Source organism: Actinopolyspora sp. BKK2 (genome assembly GCF_011291845.1).
Classification (GTDB): domain Bacteria; phylum Actinomycetota; class Actinomycetes; order Mycobacteriales; family Pseudonocardiaceae; genus Actinopolyspora; species Actinopolyspora saharensis.
On sequence record NZ_JAANTE010000004.1, the window covers coordinates 40289 to 55898 of the forward strand.

The 15610-nt window shown below is 69.1% G+C and carries 13 protein-coding genes; 10 read left to right on the forward strand and 3 right to left on the reverse strand.

All coding sequences use genetic code 11. From position 1 onward, the window contains the following. Positions 1–7: 7 nt before the first annotated feature. The 3 genes from G9Q41_RS09795 to G9Q41_RS09805 all read left to right on the forward strand — a co-directional run bounded on the left by G9Q41_RS09795 (position 8) and on the right by G9Q41_RS09805 (position 3432). Positions 8–1192, forward strand: coding sequence for a Rieske 2Fe-2S domain-containing protein (locus tag G9Q41_RS09795; RefSeq protein WP_165632779.1), 1185 nt, complete (start codon positions 8–10; stop codon positions 1190–1192). Further along, positions 1189–2877: a cytochrome bc complex cytochrome b subunit gene (locus tag G9Q41_RS09800; RefSeq protein ID WP_092520115.1), complete on the forward strand. Its 1689-nt coding sequence runs from the start codon at positions 1189–1191 to the stop codon at positions 2875–2877. The genes G9Q41_RS09795 and G9Q41_RS09800 overlap by 4 nt, the downstream gene beginning before the upstream one ends. 138 nt (positions 2878–3015) lie before the next feature. Beyond that, a complete protein-coding gene (locus tag G9Q41_RS09805) occupies positions 3016–3432 on the forward strand; it encodes a PPOX class F420-dependent oxidoreductase (RefSeq protein ID WP_092520116.1) in 417 nt (138 codons plus the stop codon). Between the two features lie 58 nt (positions 3433–3490). On the opposite strand, the gene G9Q41_RS09810 is transcribed toward G9Q41_RS09805, so the two are convergent. Beyond that, positions 3491–5206: a DEDD exonuclease domain-containing protein gene (locus G9Q41_RS09810; protein ID WP_165632717.1), complete on the reverse strand. Its 1716-nt coding sequence runs from the start codon at positions 5204–5206 to the stop codon at positions 3491–3493. Between the two features lie 107 nt (positions 5207–5313). Here G9Q41_RS09810 and G9Q41_RS09815 point away from each other — a divergent pair, with 107 nt between their 5' ends. Together G9Q41_RS09815 and G9Q41_RS09820 are read left to right on the forward strand one after the other, a co-directional pair. After that, positions 5314–6705: an NYN domain-containing protein gene (locus G9Q41_RS09815; RefSeq protein WP_175454930.1), complete on the forward strand. Its 1392-nt coding sequence runs from the start codon at positions 5314–5316 to the stop codon at positions 6703–6705. 631 nt (positions 6706–7336) lie between these two features. After that, positions 7337–8389: a C40 family peptidase gene (locus tag G9Q41_RS09820; protein ID WP_092520126.1), complete on the forward strand. Its 1053-nt coding sequence runs from the start codon at positions 7337–7339 to the stop codon at positions 8387–8389. 241 nt (positions 8390–8630) lie between these two features. On the opposite strand, the gene G9Q41_RS09825 is transcribed toward G9Q41_RS09820, so the two are convergent. Next, positions 8631–10445 (reverse strand): long-chain fatty acid--CoA ligase, encoded by a 1815-nt coding sequence (locus G9Q41_RS09825; RefSeq protein ID WP_165632716.1) that lies wholly within the window; start codon positions 10443–10445, stop codon positions 8631–8633. Between the two features lie 323 nt (positions 10446–10768). Here G9Q41_RS09825 and G9Q41_RS09830 point away from each other — a divergent pair, with 323 nt between their 5' ends. The 4 genes from G9Q41_RS09830 to G9Q41_RS09845 are packed head-to-tail and all read left to right on the forward strand — an operon-like array spanning position 10769 to position 13855. Further along, positions 10769–11557: a metallophosphoesterase gene (locus tag G9Q41_RS09830; RefSeq protein ID WP_207630954.1), complete on the forward strand. Its 789-nt coding sequence runs from the start codon at positions 10769–10771 to the stop codon at positions 11555–11557. A 60-nt stretch (positions 11558–11617) separates the two neighbouring features. Then, complete coding sequence (locus tag G9Q41_RS09835; RefSeq protein WP_165632715.1) at positions 11618–12061, forward strand: SRPBCC family protein; 444 nt, start codon at positions 11618–11620, stop codon at positions 12059–12061. A gap of 42 nt (positions 12062–12103) precedes the next feature. Then, positions 12104–13345, forward strand: a complete 1242-nt coding sequence (locus G9Q41_RS09840) for an ArsA family ATPase (protein WP_165632714.1) — start codon at positions 12104–12106, stop codon at positions 13343–13345. A 6-nt stretch (positions 13346–13351) separates the two neighbouring features. Continuing rightward, positions 13352–13855 carry a hypothetical protein gene (locus G9Q41_RS09845; RefSeq protein ID WP_165632713.1) on the forward strand — a complete coding sequence of 168 codons (504 nt, stop codon included), beginning with the start codon at positions 13352–13354 and terminating at the stop codon, positions 13853–13855. Here the strand turns inward: G9Q41_RS09845 and G9Q41_RS09850 are convergent. After that, positions 13846–14331 carry a DUF308 domain-containing protein gene (locus G9Q41_RS09850; RefSeq protein WP_165632712.1) on the reverse strand — a complete coding sequence of 162 codons (486 nt, stop codon included), beginning with the start codon at positions 14329–14331 and terminating at the stop codon, positions 13846–13848. The two genes, G9Q41_RS09845 and G9Q41_RS09850, sit on opposite strands and share 10 nt — an antisense overlap. A 402-nt stretch (positions 14332–14733) precedes the next feature. Between G9Q41_RS09850 and G9Q41_RS09855 the strand changes: the two genes are divergently transcribed. Then, positions 14734–15531, forward strand: a complete 798-nt coding sequence (locus tag G9Q41_RS09855; protein WP_092520139.1) for a lysophospholipid acyltransferase family protein — start codon at positions 14734–14736, stop codon at positions 15529–15531. The last annotated feature ends 79 nt before the right edge of the window (positions 15532–15610 follow it).

Sequence of the window (15610 nt, forward strand, 5' to 3'; positions counted from 1 at the left end):
GCGGGATATGAGCGAGCAGAACAGCAGCGAACAGCACGGCGGTGACTCGGACAACGAGCGCATCGCAGGCAAGGGCGAACAGCAGCCGACCGAGGCGGAACTCGCGGAGATGAGTCGCGACGAGAAGGTCCGGCTCGGTCTGGCCCAGGACGACGTCGAACTCGTCGACTACCCCGACCCGTGGCCCGTCAAGGGGACCAGGGCCGAACGGCGCGCCGAACGCGCGGTCGCCGCGTGGTTCTCGCTGGCCGGGTTCTCGGCGCTGGCCTTCATCGGGGTCTTCATCTTCTGGCCGTGGCGCTACGTCAACCCGCTGGCCGACGACCGGGGACACTTCCTGTACTCGCTGTACAACCCCCTGATCGGTTTCTTCCTCGGGCTGTCGATCCTCTCGGTGGGCATCGGCGCGATCCTGTACTCGAAGAAGTTCATGCCGCACGAGGTCGCCGTCCAGCAGCGGCACGACGGCCACGGTTCCTCCGAGCTGGACCGCCAGACGGCCGCGGCCGAGCTGGCCGACGCCGGTTCCCGGAGCACGATCGCCCGCCGCTCGCTGATCAAGCGCACCGCCGGTTTCGGTGCCGGGGCCTTCGGTCTGGGCACGGGCGTGCTGGTTCTCGGCGGAATGGTCAAGAACCCGTGGGCCGAGACCGGCCCCGACTCGCTCAACCACACCGGTTGGATGCAGACCGGCGGTGAGAAGGTCTACCTGCGGCGCAACACCGGCAACGCCCACGAGGTCTCGCTGGTGCGGGCGCAGGACCTCTCCCAGGGCGGATTCGAGACGGTGTTCCCGTTCCGCGAGTCCGAACGCGGGAACGAGGAGGCGTTGCTGCACGCCCTGCGTCGTTCCGACAACCCGGTCATGTTGATCCGGCTGCGGCCCGGCGACTCCCCCGTGGAGCGCAAGGGGCAGGAGGACTTCAACTACGGCGACTACTACGCCTACTCGAAGATCTGCACCCACCTGGGATGTCCGACCTCGTTGTACGAGGATCAGACCGGCAGGCTGCTCTGTCCCTGCCACCAGTCGCAGTTCGACGTGGCCAACAGCTATGCCAAGCCGGTCTTCGGGCCCGCTACGCGCGCTCTGCCGCAGTTGCCGATCACGGTTGACGAAGAGGGCTACTTCGTGGCGAAGAGCGACTTCATCGAGCCGATCGGTCCGGCCTACTGGGAGCGGAATTCATGAGTTCGATCACTACCCCGACAAAGTCGGAAAGTGCGGTTTACCGCGCGGCGAGCAAACAGGCCGACGAGGTGGACAAACGGCTCCAGATCGCGCCGGGGCTGCGCAAGCAGTTCAACAAGGTGTTCCCGACGCACTGGTCGTTCCTGCTGGGTGAGGTCGCCCTCTACACCTTCATCCTGCTGCTGCTGACCGGCACCTACCTGGCGTTCTTCTTCGACCCCTCGATGGCGGAGGTGCAGTACCAGGGCGCCTACACCAACCTGCGCGGCATCGAGATGTCCCGTGCCTTCGCCAGCACGCTGGACATCTCCTTCGAGGTGCGGGGCGGGATGTTCGCCAGGCAGGTGCACCACTGGGCCGCGCTGCTGTTCATGGCGTCGATCGTCGCCCACATGCTGCGCATCTTCTTCACGGGCGCCTTCCGGCGTCCGCGGGAGACCAACTGGATGATCGGCATCCTGCTGTTCATCCTCGGGATGTTCGAGGGGTTCACCGGATACTCGCTGCCGGACGACCTGCTCTCCGGCACCGGTGTGCGCATCGCCTCCGGGATCACGATGTCGATCCCCGTGGTCGGGACCTGGATCCACTGGATCCTGTTCGGCGGGGAGTTCCCCGGAACCGAGCTGATCCCGCGCTTCTACATGATGCACATCTTCCTCCTCCCGGGGATCATCCTCGGGTTGATCGCGGTGCACCTGGCTCTGGTCTGGTACCAGAAGCACACCCAGTTCCCCGGTGTGCGGCGCAAGGAGAGCAACGTGGTCGGTGTGCGGATCCTGCCCGTCTTCGCCACGAAGGGCGGCGGCTTCTTCGCCATCGTCACCGGCGTCACGGCCATCATGGGCGGAATCTTCCAGATCAACCCGATCTGGCACCTCGGTCCGTACAACGCCTCGCAGGTCTCGGCCGCGTCCCAGCCGGACTGGTACATGATCTGGACGGACGGGTCCAGCCGGCTCTGGCCCGCCTGGGAGGTCTACCTGTGGGGCGAGTACACGATCCCCGCGGTGTTCTTCCCGACGGTGCTGTTCATGGGGCTGATCTTCACCGTGGCGCTGGCCTACCCGATGATCGAGCGCAAGCTCACCGGTGACGACGCGCATCACAACCTGCTGCAGCGTCCGAGGGACGTTCCGGTGCGCACGAGCCTCGGCGCCATGGCGCTGACGTTCTTCTCGGTGCTGATGATCTCGGGTGCCAACGACATCGTCGCCTTCCAGTTCGACATCTCGCTGAACGCGATGACCTGGATCGGTCGGATCGGTCTGCTGGTCGCCCCGCCGATCGCCTACTACATCACCTACCGGCTCTGCCTCGGTCTGCAGAAGTCCGATCGCGAGGTGCTGGAGCACGGTCTGGAAACGGGCATCATCAGGCGGCTGCCGCACGGGGAGTTCGTCGAGGTGCACCAGCCGCTCGGCCCCGTGGACGAGCACGGGCACCCGGAGGAGCTCGAGTACCAGGGGGCTCCGGTGCCGAAGAAGATGAACAAGCTGGGTGCCGCGGGCAAGCCGGTCGAGGGCGGCTGGCTCAAGCCCGACCCGAGCGGGGAGACGGCCGCGCTGGAGGCCGCCCGCGCGGAGGATCACGCGGCAACGGACGAGCACGAGGAAGTCCCGGAGTCGGAGGACTCCGAACGGGGCGAGCTCGTCGGTGGCAAGGCGCGTCAACCGGAGGAGTGATCCTTTTCGGAGAAGTGACGTGTGAACCGGACCGGCGGTTCCCGCACCTGCGGCAGGTGCGGGAACCGCCGGTTTTTTCGTCCCGCTTTCCGGTGAGGTGTGGGGTTCGGCGGGGACGTGGCTACTACCGTCGTGCCCATGACGACGATCACGGATCAGGTGCGGTCCTTTCTGGATCAGGGCGGTCGCACGGGCAAGCTCGGCTACCTCGGTGCGGACGGGCGTCCGCTGGTGGCCCCCGTCTGGTTCGCGGTGGACGGGGAGCGGATCGTGCTCACCACCGGAACCGCCAGCGCAAAGGCCGCGGCCCTGGCCAGGGATCCACGTTTGACGTTGTGCGTGGACGAGCAGAGCGCGCACACCTTCGTGCAGATCCAGGCGAACGCGGAGACCACGGACGATCCGGACGAGGTCCTGCGCGTGGCCACCACCGTGGCCGCGTACTACGTGGGGGCGGAGAAGGCCGAGAAGGTCGGCGAGAAGATCGCGGGGCCGGGGCAGCTCGCCGTGTACCTCACGCCCACCCGGATCGTTTCCAGCGCCGACCTCGAGTGATCGCACCCCGGTCGGGTGGCCGGGGCCTCCGTGGGCGAGCCGGGGACGGGGATCGCCCTCAGTCGACTCCCGGGTAGGGGGTGCGCGCCAGCGAGGCCGAATCGCCCCAGTCGCGCCACTTCCCGGCCGAGCCCGCTGGTTCGGCCCAGGGGAGGTCGCAGCGGACCATTCTGGCGTCGCCCGCGGTCAGCCACCTGTGGACGACGTGGGCCTCCTCGGGGGGAGCCCCGAACAGCGGTCCCTCGCCCGGCACGACGGTCTCGCCCGAGGCCCGCAGGGCGTCGACCACCGGCAACGGGGGCGTCCCGTGCGGAGCCGTCCCGGCGGAAGCCAGCCGTCCGTGCCGCACCACGGCGAACAGCCAGCCCCCCGCTCCGTCCGGCCGGGCGGCGACCAGCTCCGGTATCCGGGCCAGCGCCGACAGTCGCTGCCCGCGATCCAACGTGCGAACGAGCCCGGCGAGGCGGTCCCGGTGCTCGGCCGCGTCCTCGAAGCGTTGGTCCGCCGCGAGCCTGTCGATCTCGGATCGGAGCCGGTGCAGCACGGAGTCGCCCTCACCGGTGAGCACTTCGCGCACCGGGACCACGTGGGATTCGTACTCCCGCGGGGCCTCGTGGCCCGCGCACGGCGCGCCGCAACGCCCCAGCTCGTAAACCGCGCAGGGGCGTGCGGCGGCGCCCGCCGCCGGTATGTGCTCGGTGCACTCGCGCAGCCCGGTGACGTCGTGCAGTGCTTCGACCGCTTCCAGCGCGGTGTTCCTGGTGCGGAAGGGACCGAGTGACTTCCGGGCGGGTGCCCGGGAGATCCGCAACCGCGGGAAGGGCTCCTCGGTGAGCGACACCCACCAGACCTTGCGCTGGTTCTTGGACCTGCGGTTGTACCAGGGGCGGTGGGCGTCGAGCAGGCGCAGTTCGCGCACCTCGGCCTCCAGCGGGTGCGCGCAGGTGATGTGCTCGACGCGCTCGGCGAGCGCGACCATTTCCCCGATCTTGTTCCTGCGCTCGCCCGCCGTGAAGTACTGCCCGACCCTGCGCCGCAGGTTCGTCGCCGTGCCGACGTAGAGCACCTCCTCGTTCGGGCCGCGGAACAGGTACACGCCGGGTTTCTCCGGCAGGTCGGCGGCCAGGTTCCGCTTGCGGCGCTGCTGCGCGGTCACGCCGGGCAGGTACTCCAGCAGGTCCTCCAGGGTGTGCACTCCCGAGGGGGTGAGCAGTCCCAGCAGCGCGTGCAGCACCTCGTTGGTGGTTCTGGCGTCCTGCAGCGCCCGGTGCGCGGGGGAGTGAGTGGTTCCCAGCGTTTCGGCGAGCGCGGTCAGCCCGTGATTCGGCGTCCGGCCCCGGGACAGGACGCGCCGCGAGAGCCGGAGCGTGCACACCACGGAGGGGTTCGGCCAGGTCAGGTCCAGCCGGGCGCATCCGGCGCGGAGGAAGCCCGTGTCGAACGGCGCGTTGTGCGCCACGAGCACGCAGCCTTCCGCGAACTCGAGGAAGGCGGGCAGCGCGGTGTCGAGCGCGGGGGCACCGGCGAGCGTGGCGTCGCTGATCCCGGTGATCGCCGTGACTCCCGCGGGCACGGGGCGCCCGGGATCCACCAGGGTGGAGAACTCCTCGACGACCTCGCCTCCGCGCACCTTGACCGCGGCTATCTCGGTTATCCCGTCCCGCTCGTGGTGCTTTCCCGTGGTCTCCAGATCCACCACCACGAAGGTGACTTCGCGCAGGGGGTGCCCCAGATCGGCGAAGGACAGCTGGGCGGACTCCGGTAACCGGCTCATGGTTGGCGAGCGTATGCGGTGGCTCCGATCATGCGTTGAACAGTCTTCCGGTGTTGCAACAACCGCCGGATGCGGGTAATGCGGGGTCGAGCACTTAGCCTGGAAGAGTGATACCGCCAACAACGGGCGACAACGCCGAGGACCCGCGCGCCGAGACGGACTCCGCCCCCGCTCCCGAAGTCGGGAGCACTGGGGGAAGTGCCGTCGACTGGGACGCGCTGCCCGGGCCGCTGTGCACGCGGATGGCCGAGTTGGCAGCGGCCGCTCTCGGTGAGATGCGCGCGGGCGACGTTCCGGTGTCGCTGCGTCCGGTGATGCGTTTCGCCGTTGCCAAGAGGGCGAAGCTGGGCAAGTCGAACCTGTTGGCGGCCATGCGGGACTCCGCCGTGTTCCGCGCCACGGTGCTGGAGTGGTGCAGGAAGAACAGACCCGGGGTGTTGGAGCCCTGGCAGTCGGACCCGCTGGCGGCGGCCACCGCCGCGGTGCTGCTGGGGACCGTGACGGCCCCGCACTACGTGGAGCTCATCGGGTACCGGACCGAGCACGGCAAGCTCCGCGATCGGTGCGACTCGGCCGTTTCGCGGGCCGAGAAGCTCGCGAAGGAGAACGAGCAGCTGCGCGGCGAGCTCGCCGAGGCCAGGGAAGCGGCCCAGCGTGCCGAGCAGCACAGCGGAGCCGACGCGGACCGGCTGCGCAAACGACTGCGGCAGCAGGGCGTCCAGCTCAAGGAGTACAAGGACGAGGTGACCCGCCTCAGGACCGAGCTGGAGCGGATCACCGAGGTCAAGGACAGGGAAGTGGCCGAGATAGCCGGGGAGCGCGACCGGGAGCGGGGACGAGCGCTGGACGAGCGGGCCAAGGCGCAACGTGCCGACCGCGAGGCGGAGGTGGCCAGGCAGTCGGCCCGGGAGGCCAGGCGCGGGGACGAGGTCAGACTGGCGCTGTTGCTGGAGACCCTGGAGGGGTCGGTGGCCGGGCTCCGGCGGGAGATCGGGGCCAACCAGCGTGGTGACGAGATCTCCGGCCCGCGTCCTGCCGAGACGGTCTCGGGGGTCCGTGCGCACTCGGGAACCACGGACGAGGTGCCGGACGTGGCCGCGCTGGATCGGCTGCTGGCGTTGCCCGCCGTGCACCTGATCATCGACGGTTACAACGTCACCAAGACCGGCTATCCGGATCTTCCGCTGGCCGAGCAGCGGGACAGGTTGGCCCAGCAGTCCGCGGTGCTGGCCGCGCGTTCGGGCGTGGAGGTGACAGTCGTCTTCGACGGGGCGAACGTGGTGGCTGTGCCGAACGCGGGACCGCGCGGCGTGCGGGTGCTGTTCAGCGAGCAGGGGGTCCAGGCCGACGACGTGATCAGGGGGCTGGTCGAGTCCGAGCCCAGAGGGCGCCAGCTCGTGGTGGCCACATCGGACAGGGAAGTGGTGGACTCGGTGCGCAAGCGGGGGGCCTATGCTGTGGCCTCGGCGGTGCTGCTGGAGCGGATCAACCCGGCTTAGTCCCGTAGCGGAGCTTTGCGCGGGTGGTCGGGTAGCCGTCACGTGAGTCGGAGCCTCGGGAGTGTTGGGCCGCTGGTGAGTAGCGACCTACGCGGCGAGCGGCCCGGCCTTGCGATGCATCCGACTCACGCACCGGAGCTTCTCGTCCTGATTAGGCTCAAAGCGCTCGCGTGGAACGGAGCCTTCCATCTGAAGTGCGCAGAGGTCACGGGCAGGAACAGAAACTCCCGACCAACAGGCTCACGCCATTTCAGGCGCTGTGAGCCCGCGAGAGGTTCCGCCACGAAACCACCCGACCAGGTCAAACCGTGCACGCCTTTGGAGGGTTTTGATCACGCTGCGTCGTGTTGTGGCCCCCACTCTGGACTAGTCGGCTCACCTCTCGTAATCTAGCCGAGACTTCGCGGCGATCAGTCGCCCAAACCGGGGTGGCTCCGCGGAGTTGTCGCCGGATCGGCTCGTCGGGGGAGCCGAGCCGGGAGCATTCCCGAGCGCGCCACCGGTGTTGCGCGGACGGTCCCACGCGGGAGTACGAGCAAGCCTCTCCTGCCCACGGTGCTGCTCGCCGCCGAATCGGGCGCGCTTCTTCCAACGGGGCCTCCCGGTTGGCGGCCGAGCAAACGAAGGAGCAATGCGCGAAGTGGCCTCGCACGGACTCAAACGCTCAATGCGGGGAGCACTGACGGCTACGGCGGTGGCCACCGCCGTCACCGTGAGCTCCGCGCCGGCTCTCGCGGACCCCGATCTGCCCGACGACAAGTCCGAAGCCGTCGAGCAGCTTCAGAAGCTCTCCCGCCAGGCCGAACAGCTCACCGAGAAGTACAAGCGGGCCAAGGACGACCACGAGGCCCGCAAGGACGAGCTGGCCAAGGCAAAGGAGGCCGAGGCCAAGGCCAAGAAGGCGGCCGAGCGGGCCAGGGCCGAGGAGGAGAAGTTCAGGGGGCAGGTGGACGAGCTGACCAGCTCCGTCTACAAGGGATCCCGGATGAACCAGCTCTCGGCTCTGATGGCCAGCGAGTCGCCGGACTCCTTCCTGGACCGCGCCTCGATCATGGACGAACTGGCCAGGGACAACCAGCAGGCCGTCGCCGCCGTGAGCAGTGCTACCGAGAAGGCCGAAGCCGCTGAGCAGAGGGCGCGGCAGGCCCGTGAGCGCGCGGCCAAGGCCGAGCAGGAGGCGGCTCGCCTGCAGCAGGAGATCTCCGAGAAGAAGTCCAAGATGGAGGAGCGGGTCTCCGAGGTCAAGGAACACATCGAGGAGCTGAGCCAGGAGCAGCAGGAATCGCTGCAAGGGGGCGGGCAGACCGACTACGAGTACGCCGGCGGTGCCGGATCGGCTTCGGCCGCGGTCCAGGCAGCGCTGAGCAAGCAGGGCTCGCCCTATGTGTACGGTGCCGACGGACCCAGCCAGTTCGACTGCTCCGGACTGATGTACTGGGCCTACGCGCAAGCGGGAACGGATCTGCCCCGTTCGAGCAGTGCGCAGGCGCAGGTGGGCAAGCCGATCTCGGCTTCCCAGCTCAAACCCGGTGACCTCATCTTCTACTACAGCCCGATCAGCCACGTCTCCATGTACGTCGGCAACGGCAACGCCGTGCACGCCCCGACGAGCGGGCAGGTCGTCAAGGTCGTGCCCTACGACCAGATCGCATCCGTCAACCGGATGCGCCGCGTGGTGGGCTGAGTCGGTTGATCGGAGTTTCACGGCCCCGGCCGCGTCGGTGAGCGGCTGTCGGTGACCGGGGAACCTTCGTTCGGTCGCGCCGGTTCCCCGGAGCCGAACCGGTTCGGAAAACCGCCCGGAGGAGCTTCCCGTCGGAATTCTGTCCGGCCGCCTCGGTGCGGATTCGAAGCTTGTCCTCGGCGTCGCCGCGGGGGTCGTCCCCCCGCGGCGTCACGCGAACCGCGTCGGTGGTGCGTACCGGTCAGGAGGAGTAGATCGCCTCGATCTCGGAGGCGTAGTTCTCCGCGACCTTGTTGCGCTTGACCTTCAGGCTCGGGGTCATCTCACCCCGGTCCTCGGCGAAGTCCTGCGGCAGGATGCGGAACTGCTTGATCTGCTCCGCCTTGGACACCGCCTGGTTGGCCTCGTCGACGGCCTTCTGCACCTCGGCGCACATCTCGGGGTCGTTCGCCAGCTCGCTCGGCGAGGTGTCCTTGGGGCGTCCCCTGGCCTCGAGCCAGGAGGGCAGGAACTCGGGGTCCAGGGTCACCAGCACTCCGATGAAGGGCTTCTGGTCCCCGACCACCATGCACTGGCTGATCAGCGGGTGCGCCCGCATGTGGTCCTCCAGCACCGCGGGAGCCACGTTCTTGCCGCCCGCGGTCACGATGATCTCCTTCTTCCTGCCGGTGATCCGCAGGAAGCCGTCCTCGTCGAGCGAACCGAGATCGCCGGTGTGGAACCAGCCGTCCTCGAGGGACTGCTCGGTGGCCGCCTCGTTGTTCCAGTACCGGTGGAAGACCACGTCGCCCTTGACCAGCACCTCGCCGTCCTCGGCGATCCTTATGGAGGTCCCCGCGAGCGGACGGCCGACGGTGCCGATCTTGTAGTTGTCCCGCACGTTGACCGCCGCGGCCGCGGTGGTCTCGGTCAGCCCGTAGCCCTCGAGGATCGGCACGCCCATCCCGAAGAAGAAGTGGGTCAGGCGCTCACCGAGCGGAGCGCCTCCGGACACCGCCGCGATGCAACGTCCTCCCAGCGAGGCGCGCAGCTTGCTGTAGACCAGCTTGTCGAACACGAAGTGCTTGGCCCGCAGCACGGCGCTCGGTTTCCCGGAGCCGGACAACGCGCGGCTGTAGGCCACCGCGGTCTCCTCGGCCAGGTCGAAGATCCTGCCCTTGCCCTCGCCGTGGGCCTTCTGCTTGGCGGTGTTGTAGACCTTCTCGAAAACCCGGGGTACGGCCAGCACGAAGGTCGGGCGGAACGATCCGAGGTCCGCCACGAGGTTCTTGACGTCCCCGGTGTGGCCGAGGGTCAATCTGGCGTAGACGCAGGAGATGGTGATCACCCTGGCGAGCACGTGCGCCATGGGCAGGAACATCAGCATCGAGTTGCCCGGCTGCATCAGCTGGGGGAACGCGTTCAGGTCGCCGCGCACCTCGGCGAGCAGGTTGCGATGGGTGAGCACGCACCCCTTGGGGCGCCCCGTGGTGCCGGAGGTGTAGATCAGAGTCGCCGTGTCCTCCGCCCCGATCGCGCGCCTCCGCTCGTGCACCCGCTCGTCGGCCACCTCCGACCCCAGCGAGGTGAGCTCGGCCACGGCGGTGGTGCCCTCCCCGGAGACGGGGCCGTCGATCTGCCAGACGTGCCGAAGGGCGGGCAGATCGTCGAGGACCGTGTCGAGCTCGGAGCGGTGCTGCGGTGTTTCGATCACGACCGCCGAGGCCTCGGAGTCGCTCAGGATCCATTCCGCCTGTTCGGCCGAGGACGTCTCGTAGATGGGAACGGTGATACATCCCGCCGACCAGATGGCGAAGTCGAACAGGTTCCACTCGTAGCGGGTGCGGGACATCAGCCCCACCCGGTCACCCTGCTGCAGACCCGCTGCGATGAGCCCCTTGGACACCGCGAGCACCTGCGCGGCGAATTCGGCCGTCGTCACGTCCACCCAGGTGCCGTCAACCCTGCGGCGGAAGCCGACCGTGTCGCCGAACCGCTCGGCATTGGCCCACACCATGTCGGTGAGGTTCTCCTCGGCGGCCACCGTGACAGTGGCGGGGGCGCTGAACTCTCGCACTTTGCATCCTCCGAAAGCACGCCAAATTGTGATGGCCAACCTAACCCCGAGCGCTACTGGGCGGTAGCCCCCCTGTTCGTTGTGGGGCGGAATCATAGCGTGGTCCGGGTGCTCGCCCACGACGAGCCGTCTCACCGACGGGCGGATTGCCGGTGAGCGGCGCCGCCGGTGCCCGCCGCTCCTCCCGCGGTGCCCCGAGCGCTTTTCGGGCCGCTCGCGGCGGCCCGGAGCGGGCGCGGGATCCTGGCGCGAGTCCTTCGCCGCGCGGCTTCATGAGCGGTTAGTTTGGTTGAGCAGGATATTCGGCGGCGAACGGAGGCACCTTGCGGGTGCATGTGGTCTCGGACGTGCACGGAAACGTGGAAGATCTCAAGCGGGCGGGCGACGGTGCCGACGCGCTGGTCGTGCTGGGCGATCTCGTCGACTTCGTCGACTACCACGATCACGAGAAGGGGATTCTCGGTGCCGTGTTCGGGCCGGAGAAGGTCGGTCACTTCGCCGAACTGCGCCGCAACCGCCGCGGTGCGGAGATGGCCGGTTACCTGCGCTCGCTGTGGGACGGCCTCTCGGATCCGGTGACGGTGGTTCGCCAGGCGGTTCGCGAGCAGTACGCGGAACTGTTCGCCGCCATGCCGGTTCCCACCTACGCGACGGCGGGGAACGTGGACGCGCCGGGGCTGTGGCCCGAGTTCACGGGTGAGGGCGTCCGGGCGCTGGACGGTCAGAGCGTGGAGATCGGCGGACTGCGCTTCGGGTTCGTCGGTGGGGCGCTGCTCCCCCCGGGAGGGACCTTGCGCCAAGACCTCCCCTGGGTGCCCAACCTGCGCCCCGAGGAGGAGTTCGACGAGCTGGTGGAGGGGCTGGACGAGGTGGACGTGCTGTGCACCCACGTGCCCCCGCAGGTCCCCGAACTGGTCTACGACGTGGTGGCCCGGAGAGCGGAGCGGGGCTCGGCGGGCGTGCTGCGTCGAGTGGAGCGGGACAACCCGCGCTGGTCGCTGTTCGGGCACGTGCACCAGCCCCTGTCCGGCAGGACGCGGATCGGGCGCACCGAGTGCGTCAACGTCGGCCACTTCAAACGTCACGGAGAGCCGTACGTCTTGCGCTGGTGAGCGCTCCGCGCCCGCCTGCCGGTGGCCGTCCGACGGGCGATGACCTGTAATCTGCCCGGCATGGTCGACCAGTCCACCCAGTCCATCGTGATCGAGGCGCCGGCCACGGAGATCATGTCCGTGATCGCGGACTTCGGCGCGTATCCCGAGTGGGCGGAGGCGGTCAAGGAGACCGAGGTGCTGTCCCGCTACGAGGGGGGCAGAGCCGAGCGCGTGAGGTTCGTGCTGGACGCGGGCGTGGTCAAGGACACCTACACGCTCGTCTACGAGTGGGGATCGGACGAGCTGTCGGTCAGCTGGAACCTCCTGGAGGGGCAGGTGCAGAAGGAGCAGCGGGGCAGCTACACGTTGCGACCGTTGCAGGAGGGGCGCACCGAGGTGACCTACAGCCTGGCCGTGGACCTGTCCATTCCCGTGATCGGGCTGTTCAAGCGCAAGGCCGAAAAGATGATCATGGACACCGCGTTGAAGGAGCTCAAGCGGCGTGTGGAAGCCGCCCGGTGAGCCTTCGAAAACCGTGGTGACCGCGCTCGAGCGGGGCGAGAAATGCGAATGCTGATGTTCACCGGAAAGGGTGGGGTCGGCAAAACCACCCTGGCCGCTGCCACGGCGACCCGGGTGGCGGCGCGGGGCGGGAAGGTCCTGGTGGTCTCGACCGATCCCGCGCACTCCCTCGGGGACTGCCTGGGCAGCGCGTTGTGCGGTGACCCCCGCGAAGTGACCGTACCGGCGGAGGAGACCGGTGCGGGCTCCGGAACCGCCGAAGTCCGACTCCACGCGGCGGAGACGGCCACCCGGGGACTGCTCGACGAGGTCTGGGGCGAACTGCGCGAACACCTGCACACCCTGCTGGCCTCCTCCGGGATCGCCGAGGTGGAAGCCGCCGAGCTGACCGGGTTCCCCGGCGTCGAGGAACTGCTGGCGCTGGCCGAGGTGCGGCGACTCGCCACCGAGGGCCCCTGGGACACGGTGGTCGTCGACTGCGGGCCCACCGCCGAGACCCTCCGCCTGCTGACCCTGCCCGAAGCGCTGTCCGGCTACCTCGAACGGGCTTTTCCCAGGCACCGGCGTGTCATCAGGGGCGTGCTGGCCGGAGCGGCCGGTGAACCGCACACGGGGCGTTGGGACGCCGCCGCCGACGCGCTGGGCCGGCTCGCCGAACGGTTGGGAGCGCTGGCAGGCTCGCTCACCGACCCCCGCACGAGCGTGCGTTTGGTGACTACCCCCGAATCCCTGGTCGCCGCGGAGACCCGCCGCACGCTGACCGCCCTGTCCCTGCACCAGATCCACGTGGACGGCCTGCTGGTCAACCGCATGGTTCCCGATCCGGGATCGGCGCGTGGGCAGGCCGCTGCCTGGATGCGGACCCGGCGGAAGGAGCAGCTGGAGGTCGTGGACGAGTTGCGGGGACTGGGGCTGCCGCTGCGGACGGTCGAGTACCGCGCCGACGAACCCGCGGGGCCCCGGATGCTGCGCGAACTGGGCGAGCGGACCTACGGGGACTCCGATCCGCTGAGCGGTGCCGAGCGCGTGCCCGTGATCGAGCTGAGCGACGAGGGCGCCGATGCGTGGGCGCGCTACTGCCTGCGGCTCGCGCTGCCGCTGGGGCCGGAGGCCGAACCCGAGCTCGCGCGCGTCGGCGACGAACTCGCCGTCACCGTGGACGGACGTCGCAGGCTGATCACCCTGCCCTCCGTGCTGCGCCGCTGCGTCGTCGTCGACGCAGCGGCGGGTGAAGACGGGCTGCGCGTGCGTTTCCGACCGGACCCCGAGCAGTGGATGCGGTGAGTCCTCTTGCACGACGAGCACGACGGATCCGACTACGAGCGGCTGGCCGAGGAAGTGCGCGGCCTGCTGCGGGACGTGGCGGCCCGCGTCGAGCAGTTCCTGCTGGAGCTGAGCAATCCCGAGCGCACCGCAGCACGGGAGGAGAGCGCGGAAGCCGACGGCGGCGAAGGGCAGCGGGACGAGCGGTACTGCCCGCTGTGCGGGGCGCTGTCACTGCTGCGGCAGCACGGGAGGAACGTGCGCTCCGCGGAGCTTCCGGAGCAGCTGGCCGGCTTGCTGGCCACCCTGCGCGAGTCCGCGCTTGCTCGTGACCGCGGGGAGAGCGGATCCGGGGCGGCCGCTTTCCCCGCGGATCCCGCCGAGGAGGAGCACCCCCGCGCGGACGAACGCGCGGAGGCCACCGCGACGCCGGAGGCGGGTGCGGAGCGGGGTGCGGACTCCGCGGAGGGACGGGTGCGTCCGATACCGGTCAGGCGGGTCGCCGGAAGCGTACTGGGCGATCAGACCTGAGCACCGTCGTCCCAGCCGTCCTCGGGTTCGGAATCGCCTCTTCGCAGTCTGAGCAGCAGCCCCCCGATGCCCGCGCTGATGGCGATCAGACCGACGGGCATGGTCAGCGGACCGAGCGAGCTCGCGGCCACGGGCACGAAGAGGACGAGCAGTCCGAGGATCACGAGCACCACGGCCCCCACGGTCCCCGCGCTCGGTTTGGGCAACGGCGGGGGCTCCGGAGGCTCGTAGTGCCCCTCGTCCTCCTCCGCCTCCGTCGGTGCCCAGTCCCTGGGGCCCTTCTCGGTTCCGCTCGGCTCCTCAGCGGCGGGAGCGGGGGAGGTCTCGGTGGCGGAGGCGGTTTCCGAGCTCGGCCGCCCGGAGGATTCCTCCGGCCACTGCGGCACGGAGGAATCGCGCTCCAGCTCGGCCACGATCTCCGCGAAGGCCTTGTCGATGTCTTCCGGGCCGTCGGAATTGCCCTGGCGCGTGTTCATGTGGAGTCCCTGACGCGCTCGCGGTGGATGATGGGTTCGGGGCCGGTGCTTTCCGCGTTCGTCGGTGCGTGACCGGACGACGAGGTCGTTGCGGGAGCGGGTCGGTCGTGAGCCACCCGCTCCCAGGGTCGCCGCTCACGGGCCGCCGGGCAAGGTCGCGTCGTCTTCCACCACGGGAGGAACTCCGCTCCGGTTCTTCGGCGCGTCGAATCGCCGCCCTCGTTCACACAATCGCGCACGAACACACTCTGCCATGCACCACGCCCGTGGCGTGGCGGTGCGCCGCGTGTCCGCCGACTACCGCTCCCCGCGCGTGATCGCGTGGGTGGGCCCGCATTGTGTGCCGTATCGCTGCTCCGTACCCTGGCAACGTAATCGGGCCACGAGGGAGGCAGCGACGCGGTGCTGTACTGGGTGATGAAGTACGTTCTTCTCGGTCCTCTCATCAAACTGTGGTGTCGCCCCAAAGTGGAGGGCGCGCACAACGTTCCGGACTCGGGCGGCGCTATTCTGGTCAGCAATCACGTGGCCGTGGCCGATTCCTTCCTCATGCCGCTGAAGCTTCCGCGCAGGGTCACTTTCCTGGCGAAACGTGAATACTTTACCGGGAAAGGGCTCAAGGGTGCGCTGAAGCGGTACTTCTTCAGCGGAGTGGGTCAGGTTCCGATCGACCGCTCCAGCGGAGCCGCGGCCCAGGCGGCGCTGGACACGGGGATCCGGTTGCTCAACGAGGGGAGGCTCCTCGGGATCTACCCGGAGGGGACCCGTTCCCCCGACGGGCGTCTCTACAAGGGCAAGACCGGCGTCGCCCGCATGGCCCTCGAGGCCAACGTCCCGGTGGTTCCGGTGATCACGATCGGCACCGAGAAGGTGAACCCCATCGGAACCAAGCTGTGGCGCCCGCACCGGGTGCGGATCATCGTGGGGGAACCGCTCGACTTCTCGCGCTACGAGGGGATGGCCGGGGACCGGTTCGCGGAGAGGTCCATCACCGACGAGATCATGTACTCGCTGATGGAGCTCTCCGGCCAGGAGTACGTGGACGTCTACGCCGAGCGGGCCAAGGACGACATCGCCGAGAGCGGCCGGGTGATCAGCAAGCGGGAGCGCCAGGCGGCCAGGTCCACGGGCGGAGGCAAGTCCGCCGGTGACGGCAAGTCCACGGGCGGCGACAGGATGCCCGAGTCCAAGGCCGGTTGACGGGAAGCGCCCAGTCCGGCGCAAACCCCTTCGCGGACGGGGCGTGTCCCGCCTTCGGTGGACGGCGCATACCCTTTTC

Bases quoted from the DNA above. Each gene is read 5' to 3' on its own strand.
- G9Q41_RS09795 (WP_165632779.1), top strand. From the start codon at position 8: ATGAGCGAGCAGAACAGCAGCGAACAGCACGGCGGTGACTCGGACAAC.
- G9Q41_RS09800 (WP_092520115.1), top strand. From the start codon at position 1,189: ATGAGTTCGATCACTACCCCGACAAAGTCGGAAAGTGCGGTTTACCGC.
- G9Q41_RS09805 (WP_092520116.1), top strand. From the start codon at position 3,016: ATGACGACGATCACGGATCAGGTGCGGTCCTTTCTGGATCAGGGCGGT.
- G9Q41_RS09810 (WP_165632717.1), bottom strand. From the start codon at position 5,206: ATGAGCCGGTTACCGGAGTCCGCCCAGCTGTCCTTCGCCGATCTGGGG.
- G9Q41_RS09820 (WP_092520126.1), top strand. From the start codon at position 7,337: ATGCGCGAAGTGGCCTCGCACGGACTCAAACGCTCAATGCGGGGAGCA.
- G9Q41_RS09835 (WP_165632715.1), top strand. From the start codon at position 11,618: ATGGTCGACCAGTCCACCCAGTCCATCGTGATCGAGGCGCCGGCCACG.
- G9Q41_RS09840 (WP_165632714.1), top strand. From the start codon at position 12,104: ATGCGAATGCTGATGTTCACCGGAAAGGGTGGGGTCGGCAAAACCACC.
- G9Q41_RS09850 (WP_165632712.1), bottom strand. From the start codon at position 14,331: ATGAACACGCGCCAGGGCAATTCCGACGGCCCGGAAGACATCGACAAG.